This is a genomic window from Actinomycetes bacterium (genome assembly GCA_035489715.1).
Taxonomy (GTDB): Bacteria; Actinomycetota; Actinomycetes; order JACCUZ01; family JACCUZ01; genus DATHAP01.
The window spans coordinates 1-13968 of sequence record DATHAP010000013.1; the positions used below are offsets into that span (position 1 = coordinate 1).

General features: G+C 72.6%; 13 protein-coding genes and 1 pseudogene. 12 read left to right on the top strand and 2 right to left on the bottom strand.

Annotated elements, in window-relative coordinates:
- The 7 genes from VK640_00960 to VK640_00990 all read left to right on the top strand — a co-directional run.
- A partial coding sequence (locus VK640_00960; protein ID HTE71757.1) for an L-erythro-3,5-diaminohexanoate dehydrogenase occupies positions 1-418 on the top strand: 418 nt, incomplete at its 5' end.
- Complete coding sequence (locus tag VK640_00965) at positions 418-2031, top strand: lysine 5,6-aminomutase subunit alpha (protein HTE71758.1); 1614 nt, start codon at positions 418-420, stop codon at positions 2029-2031. The genes VK640_00960 and VK640_00965, both read left to right, overlap by 1 nt.
- Complete coding sequence (locus tag VK640_00970) at positions 2028-2780, top strand: OAM dimerization domain-containing protein (GenBank protein HTE71759.1); 753 nt, start codon at positions 2028-2030, stop codon at positions 2778-2780. The genes VK640_00965 and VK640_00970 overlap by 4 nt, the downstream gene beginning before the upstream one ends.
- A 59-nt stretch (positions 2781-2839) precedes the next feature.
- Positions 2840-3226, top strand: coding sequence for a hotdog domain-containing protein (locus tag VK640_00975; GenBank protein HTE71760.1), 387 nt, complete (start codon positions 2840-2842; stop codon positions 3224-3226).
- A 550-nt stretch (positions 3227-3776) separates the two neighbouring features.
- Positions 3777-5414, top strand: a complete 1638-nt coding sequence (gene lnt, locus VK640_00980; GenBank protein ID HTE71761.1) for an apolipoprotein N-acyltransferase — start codon at positions 3777-3779, stop codon at positions 5412-5414.
- Positions 5411-6178: a polyprenol monophosphomannose synthase gene (locus VK640_00985; protein HTE71762.1), complete on the top strand. Its 768-nt coding sequence runs from the start codon at positions 5411-5413 to the stop codon at positions 6176-6178. Before lnt ends, VK640_00985 begins: the two co-directional genes overlap by 4 nt.
- A 2-nt stretch (positions 6179-6180) precedes the next feature.
- The gene (locus tag VK640_00990) at positions 6181-6708 is read left to right on the top strand and encodes an FxsA family protein (protein HTE71763.1); all 528 of its coding nucleotides are present in this window, start codon (positions 6181-6183) and stop codon (positions 6706-6708) included.
- Positions 6709-6765: 57 nt separating this feature from the next.
- Here the strand turns inward: VK640_00990 and VK640_00995 are convergent, their stop codons facing one another.
- The gene (locus VK640_00995) at positions 6766-7137 is read right to left on the bottom strand and encodes an RNA polymerase-binding protein RbpA (GenBank protein HTE71764.1); all 372 of its coding nucleotides are present in this window, start codon (positions 7135-7137) and stop codon (positions 6766-6768) included.
- 277 nt (positions 7138-7414) lie between these two features.
- Positions 7415-8194: a glycerophosphodiester phosphodiesterase gene (locus tag VK640_01000; GenBank protein ID HTE71765.1), complete on the bottom strand. Its 780-nt coding sequence runs from the start codon at positions 8192-8194 to the stop codon at positions 7415-7417.
- A 118-nt stretch (positions 8195-8312) separates the two neighbouring features.
- On the opposite strand from VK640_01000, the gene VK640_01005 reads away from it, so the two are divergent.
- From VK640_01005 to VK640_01025, 5 genes and pseudogenes are all read left to right on the top strand, one after another.
- Positions 8313-8825, top strand: coding sequence for a SigE family RNA polymerase sigma factor (locus tag VK640_01005; protein ID HTE71766.1), 513 nt, complete (start codon positions 8313-8315; stop codon positions 8823-8825).
- The gene (locus VK640_01010; GenBank protein ID HTE71767.1) at positions 8818-10164 is read left to right on the top strand and encodes a hypothetical protein; all 1347 of its coding nucleotides are present in this window, start codon (positions 8818-8820) and stop codon (positions 10162-10164) included. Before VK640_01005 ends, VK640_01010 begins: the two co-directional genes overlap by 8 nt.
- Entirely contained in the window at positions 10161-10610 is a 450-nt protein-coding gene (locus VK640_01015) for a helix-turn-helix transcriptional regulator (GenBank protein HTE71768.1), read from the top strand. Before VK640_01010 ends, VK640_01015 begins: the two co-directional genes overlap by 4 nt.
- A 5-nt stretch (positions 10611-10615) precedes the next feature.
- Positions 10616-11026 (top strand): VOC family protein, encoded by a 411-nt coding sequence (locus VK640_01020; GenBank protein ID HTE71769.1) that lies wholly within the window; start codon positions 10616-10618, stop codon positions 11024-11026.
- A gap of 28 nt (positions 11027-11054) precedes the next feature.
- Positions 11055-13442, top strand: a pseudogene (locus VK640_01025) (excinuclease ABC subunit UvrA).
- Positions 13443-13968: the final 526 nt, after the last annotated feature.

The window sequence follows — 13968 nt, forward strand, 5'->3', positions numbered from 1 at the left end:
CGCAGCGGCGCGTGCCGCGGGCGCCGGTCGCACCATCGGTGTGGTGCCCCACCAGGGCGAGCACGACCTCCTCACCGGCGCCGGCCTGGCCGATGCCGTCACCATCGCCGACGCCCGCGACCCGATCGCGCTGCGTGACGCGGTCACCGCGGCCGGTGGCCCGGCGGACGTCACCGTGGTGTGCGTCGACGTCCCGGGCTGCGAGGGCGGCGCCATCCTCGCCACCGCCGAGGGCGGGACCGTCATCTTCTTCTCCATGGCCACCAGCTTCAGCGCGGCAGCGCTCGGTGCCGAGGGCCTGGCCGCCGACGTGCGGATGCTCGTGGGCAACGGCTACGTCCCCGGCCACGCGGCCTACGCGATGGAGCTGCTGCGCGCCGACGCCGGCGTGCGCGGACTCTTCGAGCGGAGGCTCTGATGGCGACCAGGCACACCAGCCGGCTGGGGATCGACGGCGCTGACGTACGTCGCGCGCGCACGCTCGCGCGGCAGGTCGGCAAGCCCATCGTCGACCTCGCCACCCGCCACACCACCGTCTCGGTCGAGCGGGCCACGCTCCGCCTCGCCGGACTGGGTGGCGCGGACCCGGACGGCACGCCGTGGGTGAACCGCCTCGCCGACGCCGTACGCGCGGACGTCGGCCTCGACCACGGCGTGAGCCTGCCGGTGTGGGACGCGCTGCTCCGGGGCGAGGGCGACGACCTGCTCACGCTGGCCCAGAAGGCCGCGGCCGGCTCGGTGACCTTCCGGATCCCCGAGGGCAAGGACGCGACCCGCGCCGCCGCGGCGTCGCGCAAGGCCGTCGCCGCCGGGATCAAGCAGATCGACCGCCAGCGCACGGCTCGCGAGCGGATGGTCGCCAAGGTCGGCGACGCCCCCAGCAAGCCGTGGATCTACCTGATCGTCGCCACCGGCGACATCCACGAGGACATCCCGCAGGCGCAGGCCGCCGCCCGCGAGGGTGCGGACGTGATCGCGGTCATCCGGTCCACCGGTCAGTCGTTGCTCGACTTCGTGCCCGAGGGCGCGACGCGCGAGGGCTTCGCCGGCACCTACGCGACGCAGGAGAACTTCCGCCTGATGCGCGCTGCCCTCGACGACGTCTCCAAGGAGCTGGGCCGCTACGTGCGGCTGACCAACTACGCCTCCGGCCTCTGCATGCCGGAGATCGCGGTCCTCGCCGGCCTCGAGCGGCTCGACATGATGCTCAACGACTCGATGTACGGGATCCTCTTCCGCGACATCAACCCGGTGCGCACGTTCGTCGACCAGCGCTTCTCCCGGCAGGTGCACGCCCGCGCCGGCATCGTCATCAACACCGGCGAGGACAACTACCTCACCACCGCCGACGCCGTCGACGAGGCCCACACCGTGACGGTGAGCCAGCTGCTGAACGAGTACTTCGCCAAGGAGGCCGGCCTCGAGGACTGGCAGCTCGGCCTCGGTCACGCGTTCGAGATCAACCCCGACCTGCCGGAGTCGTTCCGGCTGGAGCTCGCGCACGCGCTGCTGGCGCGCGAGCTCTTCCCGAAGGCGCCGCTGAAGTGGATGCCGCCGACGAAGCACATGACCGGTGACGTGTTCCGCGGCTACCTGCTGGACGGCTTCTTCAACCTGGTGGGGGCGCTCACCGACCAGGGCATCCTGCTCGTCGGGATGATGACCGAGGCGGTGGTCACGCCGTTCCTGTCCGACCGCGACCTGGCGCTGCAGAACGTCCGCTACGTCCTGGACGCGGCAGGCAACCTGCACGAGGACTTCCGCCCGGCGCCCGGCGGCTTCATCCAGAGCCGGGCGCACCAGGTGCTCGACGAGGCGGTCGACCTGCTGGAGGCGATCGTGGCCGAGCCGGGCAAGGCCCCGCTGCTCGAGGCCATCGGGGACGGGACGTTCGGCCTGATGAAGCGGCCGGCCGACCGGGGCAAAGGCCTCGACGGGGTCGTGCGCACCTCGGCCGGCTACTACAACCCGGCCACCGACGTGCTCGAGAACGACTCCGCGCCGGTGACGGCCCGGGGAGGTGGCCGGTGAAGAAGATCGTCCGGCCGTACGGCGACACCACCGGCGACGGGATGGTCCAGGTGTCCTTCACCCTGCCGGTGCCGCACGACAAGCGCGCCGAGGGAGCGGCCCTGCAGCTGGCCCGGAAGATGGGCATGGACCCGGCCCTGGTCGTGCACGCCAAGCCGGTGGGGGCCGACTTCACCTTCTTCGTCGTCTACGGCTCGGTGAGCCACCTGGTCGACATGTCGGCCGTCAAGGTGCTCGAGCGCGAGTACCCGCTGCTGACGCCCAAGGAGGTCAACGCCGCGGTCAAGACCCGGCTGCGCCGCGAGATCGTGGTCATCGGCGCGTGCATCGGGACCGACGCGCACACCGTCGGCATCGACGCGATCCTCAACATCAAGGGCTTCGCCGGCGAGAAGGGGCTCGAGTACTACCGCGAGCTCAAGGTGGTCAACCTCGGCGCCCAGGTGCTCGTGCCTGACCTTGTGGCGCGGGCCCGGGCCGAGAAGGCCGACGCGGTGCTGGTCTCCCAGGTGGTGACCCAGCGCGACGCACACCTGAGGAACACCAAGGAGATGTCCGCCGCCTTCCGCGAGGCCTACCCGGCCGGCCAGGCCCCGCTGCTCGTCGTCGGCGGGCCGCGGTTCGACGAGCACGCCACCGAGGAGCTGGGGGTCGACCGGATCTTCGGCCGCGGGACCACGCCCGGCGAGGTCGCCAGCTACCTCGTGCACGCCCTCACCGAACGCCACACCGGAGGAGCACGCCGATGACCGAGCAGGACTCGCCGACCACCCCGGCAGCCGACGGGATGCCGCAGGGCGCCGCCTCGATGGTGGGCGTCTCCGTCACCCACCGCCGCTACGTGCCGTACTCGCATGCGCACTACGCAGGCGACCTGGTCGACGGCGCCTACGTCCTCGGCCTCTTCGGCGACGTCGCCACCGAGATGTGCATCCGCACCGACGGCGACGAGGGGCTCTTCGGGTCGTACGGCGACGTGCAGTTCCGAGCACCGGTTCGCGCGGGCGACGTCGTCGAGGTCGAGGCGACGCTGACCCGCGCCGGCACCCGTAGCCGCACCCTCGACCTCGTCGCGCGGGTGGTGTGCCGGGCCGACGATCGTCCCGGCGCGGCCGAGTCGGCCGCTGTCGTGCTCGACCCGCCGGTGGTCGCGACGACCGCGACCGGCACCGTCGTCGTCCCGCCGCGCCCGTAGGGGAGACCCGCCGCCCGCGTCAATGGTCCGATCGGGCGATTGCGTCTGGGCGTGTCGGGCGGGACACGCCGAAACCCTTGCAGGTCAACGAAAATGGCCCGTTCGGACCACCCCCCGTCTACCTGCGACGATGCGCATCGGTGCAGGTCAGGAGACGGTTGACAAGCGCGACTCGGGCGCACGAAGGTAAGGCCCGTCCACCACAGGACACCCGCTACGGCTACCTCTCCGCGACACCAGCCGGCTTCGGGCGCGGGGCGGCGCAATGCGCAAGCGCCGTCCGGGTGCCAGGTCCGATCGCCGCCGTCGCAGAGCCGGGAGGTGCCGTCGGGGGTGAGACACGGGAAGGGCCCGACCGCCCAGTAGACAACGGCGTTGAACCCGGCAGCCGGCCGGGACGACGTCGGTCCGAAGGGCGGTGCGGGCCCTGACCCGTCTCTGAACCGTTATCCGGCCTGGTGGGTCCCGGCCCCCCGGCGGAACGGCCCCCCACGCGCTCCCGTTGTACGGTCGAGCACGGTCCGGCAGCACCCCGCGGAGGACGAACCCTGTGACGAGCACGGCGACCGGTGGCTCCGTGCCGCCCTCGACCGACGACGGCGGCGCCGCCGGCCGGCCGGCCGGGCCGGGGGACGCCCGGAGCCGTCGGCGTCGGGACGTGCCGCAGCCCTCGCTCGGGCCTCGGCTGGGCGGTGCGGTCCTGTCCGGGGCGGCCGTGGCGCTGGCGTTCCCGCCATACGACCTGTGGCCGCTGGCCCCGGTCGGGGTGGCAGGTTTCTTCCTCCTGTGCCGGGGTCTGACCGCGCGCCGTGGCGCACTGGTCGGACTGGTGCACGGGCTCGCCACCTTCCTGCCGCTGCTGTCGTGGCTCACCGTCATCGGGCCCGACGCCTGGGTGCTCGTTGCCCTGCTCGAGGCCGCTTTCCTGGCGCTGACCGGAGCGCTGCTCCCGGGAGTGCTGCGACTGCCCGGCTGGCCGCTCTGGGCGGCGTGCCTGTGGCTGGCGCAGGAGGCCGCCCGGGACCGGCTGCCCTTCGGCGGCTTCCCCTGGGGCCGGCTCGCCTTCGCCGAGACCGCGAGCCCGTTCACCGCCGCGGCCGCGCTGGGCGGGGCGCCGCTGGTAACCTTCGCGACCGCGGCCTGTGCCGCCTTCCTCGCGGCTGCAGTCGTCGCGCTCCGGCGCCGCGCCGTCCGGTCCGCAGCCGCTGCACTGGCCGCGGCGCTCGCCGTGCCGGTGCTGGGCCTGGCCCTGCCGACCGGCGTGGGCGAGGGTCGCGAGGTGACCGTGGCCCTGGTCCAGGGCGGCGTGCCGGGGGAGGGGATGGACTTCCTCGGCGAGCGCGAGCAGGTGCTGCGCAACCACGTCGACGCCACCCACGAGCTGGCCGACGACGTGCGGGCCGGCCGGGTCGCCGCGCCGGACCTCGTCGTGTGGCCCGAGAATGCCTCGGACATCGACCCGTTCAGCTACCCCTCGGCCCGGCGGCTGATCGACGGCGCCGTCCGCGACGTCGGGGTGCCGGTGCTCGTCGGCACCCTGGTCGACGGCCCCGGCCCGGACCACGTGCGCAACAGCGGTGTCGTGTGGGACCCGCGGACCGGCCCGGGCGTGCGCTACGTCAAGCGGCACCCGGTCCCCTTCGGCGAGTACATCCCGTTCCGGACCCAGCTCAGCGGCTGGATCGAGCGCCTCGACCAGATCCCGCGCGACTTCTACGCCGGCGACCGGCCGGGCAATCTCGACGTCGGGCCGGCCGCCGTCGGCGACGTCATCTGCTTCGAGGTCGCCTACGACGGGCTGGTCCGCGACGTCGTCACCGGCGGCGCCGACGTGCTGGTCGTGCAGACCAACAACGCGACGTACAACGGGACCGGGCAGCCGCAGCAGCAGATGGCGATGTCCAGGCTGCGGGCGGTCGAGCACGGTCGCACCGTGCTGGTCGCCGCCACCAGCGGGATCAGCGCCGTGGTCGCTCCGGACGGTGAGATCGTCGCGCAAGCCCCTGAGAGGGCGGCCCGCACCCTGGTCGAGACGGTCGAGCTGCACGACGGCCGGACCCTGGCGACCAGGATCGGCGCCGGACCGGAGTGGCTGCTCGCCGCCCTGGGCGTGGCGGCGGCCGTGGTGGCTGTGGTGCTCGGTCGGCGACGCAGGGCCGGCGCAGGCGAGGGGAGAGTTCAGCGGTGACGACCGGTGCAGGTGCGAGCGGGCGCGTGCTCGTCGTCGTCCCGACCTACGACGAGCGGCTCAACATCGAGCCGGTCGTGGCGCGGGTCCGGGCAGCGGTTCCCACCGCCGACGTGCTGGTCGTCGACGACGCGAGCCCGGACGGCACCGGTGAGATCGCGGACCGTATCGCGGCCGAGGACGGGCAGGTGCACGTCCTGCACCGGGTCGGGAAGCAAGGTCTCGGCAGCGCCTACCTGGCCGGCTTCGGCTGGGGACTGCAGCGCGGCTACGACGCGCTGGTGGAGATGGACGCCGACGGGTCGCACCAGCCCGAGCAGCTGCCTGACCTGCTCGCCGCTCTCACGGACGCCGACCTCGTCCTGGGCTCCCGGTGGGTGCCCGGCGGGTCGGTCGTGAACTGGCCACGCTCGCGCGAGCTGCTCAGTCGCGGGGGCAACACCTACGTGCGGGTGGCGCTCGGACTGCGGCTGCGCGACGCCACCGGTGGCTTCCGGGCGTTCCGCCGGGAGACGCTGGACAAGCTCGACCTGGACGCCGTGGCCAGCCAGGGCTACTGCTTCCAGGTCGACCTCGCCCGGCGGGCGGTGTCCCAGGGGCTGCGAGTGGTCGAGGTGCCGATCGAGTTCGTGGAGCGCGAGCACGGCGTCTCGAAGATGAGCGGCGCGATCGTGCGCGAGGCGCTGTGGCGGGTCACCGTCTGGGGTCTGGCCCGGCCGCTCCGCGGACACCGAGGAGCCCGGCTGCGGCGGGGAGGGGGCTGATCGTGGGGCTCGTGCTGGTCGTGCTGTTCCTCGTCGTTCCCATCGTCGAGATCGCCGTCATCGTCCAGGTGGGCCAGGTGATCGGCCCGTGGCCGACCGTGCTGCTGCTGCTCCTGGAGAGCGCGCTGGGCGCCTGGCTGGTCAGGCGCGAGGGCAGGCGGGCGTGGGACACCCTGCGGACCGCAGGGGCCACCGGGCGGCTGCCCAGCCGGGAGCTCGCCGACGCCGGGCTGGTCCTGGTCGGCGGCACGCTGCTGCTGACGCCCGGGTTCGTGACCGACGTGGTCGGGTTCTTCCTCATCCTCCCGGTGACCCGGCCGCTGGCCCGCCGGATGCTGGCCTGGTTCGTCGCCCGTCGGGCCACCGCCGCCATCGGCCGGCGGACCGGCATCCCGCCGTCGGCCTGGCGGAGCACCTCGTCGGGTGGGACGGGACCCGTGGTGCCGGGCGAGGTCGTGCGCGACGTACCGCCGGAAGGACCGGAGCGGGGCCCGGACAGCGGAAGTCCCGGCCGCGCCACCGGGGGGTAGAGGCGCGACCGGGACGATCCGGGGCTGCCGTCGGTCGATCCGGCAGTCGGGCGGGGCTCAGGCGCTCTTGCGCTGGCTCCGGCCGGACGACTTGCTCGTGGGAGCCGCCCGCAGCAGCTCCAGCCGCTCGGCGAGCAGGACCTCGAGGTCCTTCACGCTACGCCGCTCGAGCAGCATGTCCCAGTGGGTGCGGGCCGGCTTTCCGGTCTTGGGCTCGGGACGCGTCCCGTCCACGCGCAGCGCCTCGGCGCCGCAGACCGTGCACTCCCAGACATCGGGGACGTCGGCCTCGAGGGAGAACGGGATCGTGAACCGGTGGTCGCGGGGGCAGTCGTAGGTCACGCTCTGCCGCGGCGCCATCTCGACACCGAGGTCGGTCTCGTAGCTCTGGGCGCCAAGCCGCGAGCCGCGCAGTGCTCGCTCCGCCATGTCGTCTCCTTCTGAGGTGGTCCCCGTCAGCGGTGGATCGCCGCCGCTGTGACCTGGGACACATGTCCGCGGGTCCGGTCATCGGTCGTACGTCTGTCGAACGTCCCGACGCCCGTCAGGATTCCCGATCGAGGATGCGGCAACCCGCTGGGGGAAACCTTTGCATCGACTGTGAGAACCCTGTGACCAGGCACGATCCGGGTCGGTCCAGACATCCGGGCTTCCGGTACCGGCCAGCCGTCGGATGCGCCGGCTCAGGGCCGCCGCCAGCCGCTCGTCACGCCCAGAGGCCGCGGTCGCGGAACACCTGGCGCAGCGCCTCCGGCCGGTCGGTCATCAGCCCGTCGACGCCCAGGTCGAGCAGCCGGTGCATCTCCGCCGGCTCGTCCACGGTCCACACGTGCACCCGCTGGCCGCGCTTGTGCGCCAGGTCGACCAGACCTGACGTCACGACCCGCAGCGGGCCGACCCGGTCGGGGACCTGGGCGCAGGGCACCAGCCGGTGCCGGCGACCGGCCAGCACCGCGGCCCGGTCGTGGGTGGCCGCCGCCCGGAGCAGCGCCACCCCGCGCGGGCCGAGCGCGGTGCACAGCCCCGGGCCGACCTGGCGACGTACGGCAGCCAGCCGCCGCTCCGAGAACGAGGCGACGCAGACCCGGTCCACCGCACCGGTGCGCCGCAACGCACGGACCAGGGGGTCGATCGCCCCGGGGTGCTTCACGTCGATGTTGACCCGCACCTCGGGCCAGGTGCCCAGGACCTCCTCCAGCAGCGGGATCGGCTCCCGGCCGCCGATCCGCGCGGACCGGACCGTGGTCCAGGGCAGCTCGGCGACCCGCCCGACCAGGTCGGTCACCCGGTCGAGGGTGCGGTCGTGGAAGGCGAGCAGGACGCCGTCGGCGGTGGCGTGCACGTCGGTCTCCAGGTAGCGGAAGCCGAGGTCGACGGCCCGGGCGAACGCGGCCAGCGAGTTCTCCAGTCCGTCCGCGGCCCCGCCGCGGTGGGCGAACGGGATCGGCCCCTCGTGCTCGAGGAAGGCGAACCGCACCGGACCCATGGTGGCCAAGTCGACCACGGCGACGGACCCCGGTGGCGACAAGTCGCGCCGGACTGCCCGCCGATCCGTGCCCCGGCGGCGTCGTGAGGGGTGTATGGGTGGGCGAGGAGGTGCAGGGATGGCGCCGATGGCGGACGAGGCCGCGTTCGTCTCCTTCGTCACGGCCCGCACCTGGGCCCTGATGCGCACCGCCTACCTGCTGACCAGGGACCACCAGCTGGCGGAGGACCTCGTGCAGGCCGCCCTGTTCAAGGCCGCGATGGCCTGGGAGCGCATCGACGGAGAGCCGGAGCCGTACGTCCGGCGAATCCTCTACACGGAGAACGTCTCGTGGTGGCGCCGCCGACGACGCGGCGTCACGGAATCGTCTGCCGGCGTGGCCGTCGACCAGGCGGACCGCGCCGGGGAGGTCGACCTGCAGGTCTCCCTCGAACGAGCGCTCGACCTGCTGACGCCCAAGCAGCGCACCGTCCTGGTCCTGCGCTGCTACGAGGACCTGACCGAGCCGGAGACGGCCCGGGTGCTGGGAATCGCGGTGGGCACCGTCAAGTCCATCCACCGGCAGGCGCTGGACCGGCTGCGGGCGGTCGCGCCGCACCTGGGCGAGCTGATCGGGGTCGGCCATGACTGACCAGCTGCACGACCTGCTCGCGCGGATCGCCGACGACGCGGGCCCCGGCCCGGCCGACCCGACCCTGTGGGGCCGGGCCCGACGGGCCAGGCAGGTGCGCCGGCAACAGCGGGTGGTCGCCGCGGTCGCCGCCGGTCTCGCCGCGGTCGCGGCCCTGACGGCGGTCGGGCTGGAGGGGGCGAGCCGTCGCGATCCCGACCCGGTCGACCAGCCGGACCGGAGCAGCCCCGGACCCGGCGTGCCGTCGGTGGTCTACGGCGTGCCGGGAGACGGCGGGCTGGACCTGGAGACCGACCTGTCCGTCGGGCGGGCGTCCGTCGCCGTCGCCAACCCCACCGGTGCGTACGTCGTCACGGCCGACGACGGCGCCTACCACCGGCTGCGCCTGCCGGGATACGACGCGGCGGCCTACGACGCCCAGGTGACCGGACTGGCCCTGTCGCCCGACGGCACCCGGCTGGCCTACGGCTGGGCGTCGACTGCGCTGCGACCCGACGGCTACCCGCGCCGCTCCGGGCTCCGAGCGCTCGACCTCACCACCGGGACGTGGTGGAGCACCCGCTTCCACGAGCCGTCCGGCATCTCCGACCTCAACGTCTTCGCCTGGGACCTGCGCTGGTCGCCGGACGGCCGCTATCTCGGTGCCAGCGTCGCGATCCGCGAGGTCGCCGGCCAGGAGCACTGGTACGCGGTGCTGGAACCGGCCACCGAGCGACTCGTGGAGGAGATCTGGCACCCGAAGCAGTGGCCCGACCCGCCATTGCCGATCATGGTGTCCGCCGAGGGCCGGGTCGTCGCGATGGAGACCGACCCGCGGGAGAGGCTGGCGAGGTGGGACGGCAAGGAGTGGCGCACGCTCGGCCGCGACGTCGCCGGCCTGTCGACCGGGCGGTTCTCGGCGGACGGCCGGACGCTGGCGATGGCGGGCGACGGCCTTCTCTCGGACATCGCGCTGGTCGACGCGGGCGGCTCGGGCGGGGACGCGCCGTCCACCGCCGTCCTGCCCCGGCGGCGCTACCCCTACGGCGCGGCAGTCGACCTGCTGGCCTGGACGGGGGAGCGTCAGGTGCTCGCGGCACTGCGACCCGGCGTCGGGCCGACCACCCTTGGACCGGATGCCGACCTCGCCCTGCTGACCCTGGCGCCCGGGTTCACGGAGGAGGGAGGCGTGGGGCTCGACGTCGAGGTCGTCGGCCGGGTGTCCGTCGGGGAGACGCGGAGCGCGTTCAGCTTCGCCACGGACCTGGTGACGGCGGCGTCACCGACACGGGACTTCGACGCCCCGCCGTTCGCGGCCGCAGCGGCGGACGCCTCCGCCGTGGCACGATCGGGCAGGTGACCAGCAGCCCGGGTGAGGCCCAGCGCCTTCGCGACCTGGCGCTGCTGCGGCGGGTGCGCGACCGGATGGACCGGGAGTACGCCCGGCCGCTGGACGTCGAGGCGCTGGCCCGTGGCGTGAACATGTCCGCCGGTCACCTCAGCCGGCGCTTCCGGCTGGCCTACGGCGAGTCGCCGTACTCCTACCTGATGACCCGGCGGATCGAGCGCGCCATGGACCTGCTGCGCCGGGGCGAGCTCAGCGTCACCGAGGTCTGCTTCGCGGTCGGCTGCTCGTCGCTGGGCACCTTCAGCACGCGCTTCACCGAGCTGGTCGGCATGTCGCCCAGCAGCTACCGGCGCGAGGCCGCGGGCGTGACGGGAGGCCTGCCGGCCTGCGTGACCAAGCAGGTGACCAGACCGGTCAGGAATCAAGAAGCCCCGCCGCTGCAGCTGCACCTAGCGTGACCGGCATGGACATCACCATCAACGCCAGCTTCCTCCCGCACCACGACCCGGAGGCCTCGCTGGCCTTCTACCGCGACCTGCTCGGCTTCGAGGTCCGCAACGACGTCGGCCAGGGGACGATGCGCTGGATCACGGTCGGCCCGGTCGGCCAGCCCGGCACGTCCATCGTGCTGAACCCCCCGTCGGCCAACCCCGGCCTGACCGACGAGGAGCGCCGGACGATCGCCGAGATGATGGCCAAGGGCACGTACGCCGCGCTGCTGCTTGCGACGAAGGACCTCGACGGCGCCTTCGACCGGCTGCAGGCCAACGACGCCGAGATCGTGCAGGAGCCGACCGAGCAGCCGTACGGCGTCCGCGACTGCGCGGTCCGCGACCCGGCTGGCAACATGATCCGGATCCAGGAGCTGCGCTGAGCGCCGACGTACGACGGATGGAGCCACGGTGAGCAAGGCCTCGGGGACTCGCAGCAGGTGGTCGGCGGACCACGCCGCCGACAGCCACGGCCTGATCCGCGTCCAGGGGGCGCGGGAGAACAACCTCAAGGACATCAGCGTCGAGCTGCCCAAGCGTCGCCTGACGGTGTTCACCGGCATCTCCGGCTCGGGCAAGAGCTCGCTGGTGTTCGGCACGATCGCGGCCGAGTCGCAGCGGTTGATCAACGAGACGTACAGCACGTTCGTCCAGGGCTTCATGCCGACGCTGGCGCGGCCGGAGGTCGACCACCTGGAGGGACTGACCACGGCGATCATCGTCGACCAGGAACGGATGGGGGCGAACCCGCGGTCCACCGTCGGCACCGCGACCGATGCCTACGCGATGCTGCGCATCCTGTTCAGCCGGCTCGGGAAACCACACATCGGCTCGCCGACGGCCTTCTCGTTCAACGTCCCGACCCGGACGGCCAGCGGCGTGATGAGCACGGAGAAGTCCGGCGGCCGGGTCGAGAAGAACGTGGTGCGCGACGTCGTCTACCAAGGGGGCATGTGCCCGCGCTGCGAAGGCATGGGCTCGGTCTCCGACTTCGACCTCACCGCGCTGTACGACGACAGCAAGTCCCTGAGCGAGGGCGCGCTGACCGTCCCGGGCTACAGCATGGACGGCTGGTACGGCCGCATCTTCAGCGGAGCCGGCCTGCCCATGGACAAGCCGATCGGCAAGTACACCAAGAAGGAGCTCGACAAGCTGCTCTACGCAGAGCCGACCAAGATCAAGGTGGAGGGGGTCAACCTCACCTATGAAGGCCTCATCCCCAAGATCCAGAAGTCGATGCTGTCCAAGGACGTCGAGGCGATGCAGCCGCATGTCCGGGCCTTCGTCGAGCGGGCCATCACGTTCACGACCTGCCCGGAGTGCGACGGGACCCGCCTGAGCAGCGCGGCCCGCTCATCGAAGATCGGCGGCAAGAGCATCGCCGATCTCTGCGCCATGCAGATCAGCGACCTGGCCGACTGGGTGCGCGGGCTCGACGAGCCGTCGGTCGCGCCGCTGCTCGCGGGGCTCCAGCACCTGCTCGACTCGTTCCCGGAGATCGGCCTGGGCTACCTCTCGCTCGACCGGCCGGCGGGCAGCCTGTCCGGGGGAGAGGCGCAGCGCACCAAGATGATCCGCCACCTCGGCTCGTCGCTGACCGACGTCACCTACGTCTTCGACGAGCCGACGATCGGCCTGCACCCGCACGACATCGCACGCATGAACCAGCTGCTGATGCAGCTGCGCGACAAGGGCAACACGGTGCTGGTCGTGGAGCACAAGCCGGAGACGATCGCGATCGGTGACCACGTCGTCGATCTCGGCCCCGGCGCCGGCACGGCGGGCGGCAGCATCTGCTTCGAGGGAACGGTGGAGGGGTTGCGCAGGAGCGACACCGTCACCGGTCGCCACCTCGACGACCGCGCAGCTCTGAAGGAGTCGGTCCGCCCGCCAGTTGGCGCGCTCGAGGTCCGCGGCGCCGACACCCACAACCTGCAGAAGGTCGACGTCGACATACCGCTCGGGGTGCTCTGCGTCCTCACCGGCGTCGCCGGGTCCGGCAAGAGCTCACTGGTCCAGGGCTCCGTCGCCGGCCGGGACGGTGTCGTGGTCGTCGACCAGGGCGCCATCCGGGGGTCCCGGCGGAGCAACCCGGCGACGTACAGCGGGCTGCTCGAACCGATCCGCAAGGCGTTCGCCAAGGCCAACGGCGTGAAGCCGGCGCTCTTCAGCTCCAACTCGGAGGGCGCCTGCCCCGCCTGCAACGGGGCCGGCGTCGTCTACACCGAGCTGGGCGTGATGGCCACCGTCGCGACCACCTGCGAGGAGTGCGAGGGCAGGCGGTTCCAGGCATCGGTGCTGGAGTACACCCTGGGTGGCCGCAACATCGCCGAGGTGCTCGCGATGTCGGTGGCCGAGGCGGCGGCGTTCTTCGGCGACGGGGAGGCGGCGACCCCGGCCGCGCACAAGGTGCTCGACCGGCTGGCCGACGTGGGGCTGGCCTACCTGACCCTGGGGCAGCCGCTCACGACGCTCTCGGGCGGCGAGCGGCAGCGGCTCAAGCTGGCCGCACAGATGGCGGAGAAGGGCGAGGTGTACGTCCTCGACGAGCCCACGACCGGCCTGCACCTGGCCGACGTCGAGAACCTGCTGGGCCTGTTGGACCGGCTGGTGGACTCCGGCAAGTCGGTCGTCGTCATCGAGCACCACCAGGCCGTCATGGCGCACGCCGACTGGATCATCGACCTCGGGCCGGGCGCCGGCCACGACGGCGGCCGCGTCGTCTACCAGGGCCCGCCGGCCGAGCTGGTCGCCGCGGCCAAGACGAAGCGGAAGACGCTCACCGGCGAGCACCTGGCCGACCTCGAGCAGCTGCTCGGCCTGCTCGACAAGCTGGTCGACCGCGGGAAGTCGGTGATCGTGATCGAGCACCACCTCGCGGTGATGGCGCACGCCGACTGGATCATCGACCTCGGGCCGGGCGCCGGGCACGACGGCGGGCGGGTGGTTTTCGAGGGGACGCCGGCGGCGTTGGTGGCCGTCGCGAACAAGACGCTGACGGGGAAGCACCTGGCGGCATTCATCGGAAGCGGTGCGAAGGCTGTCGCATCTAGCGGAAGCCGTCAGAAGGCTGCCGGATCTCGCTGAGCGAGTCCTTGTTTCCCATCCCGCTTCACAGGGATCAGGCTCTGCCGTATGGTCAATGAAACTCGATCTATTGCCGCCATGAGGGCAGGCCGTTCCACTGCGCTCGTGACTCCGGAACAGAACCAGACCGAACGTGCGATAGACGGGGCATGGGACGGGTTGGATGAGCAAACTGATTCGAATGATGACGGCGGGAGCCACCTGGGGAGCAGTCTTGCTCGCCGCTGCAGAAGTAGCG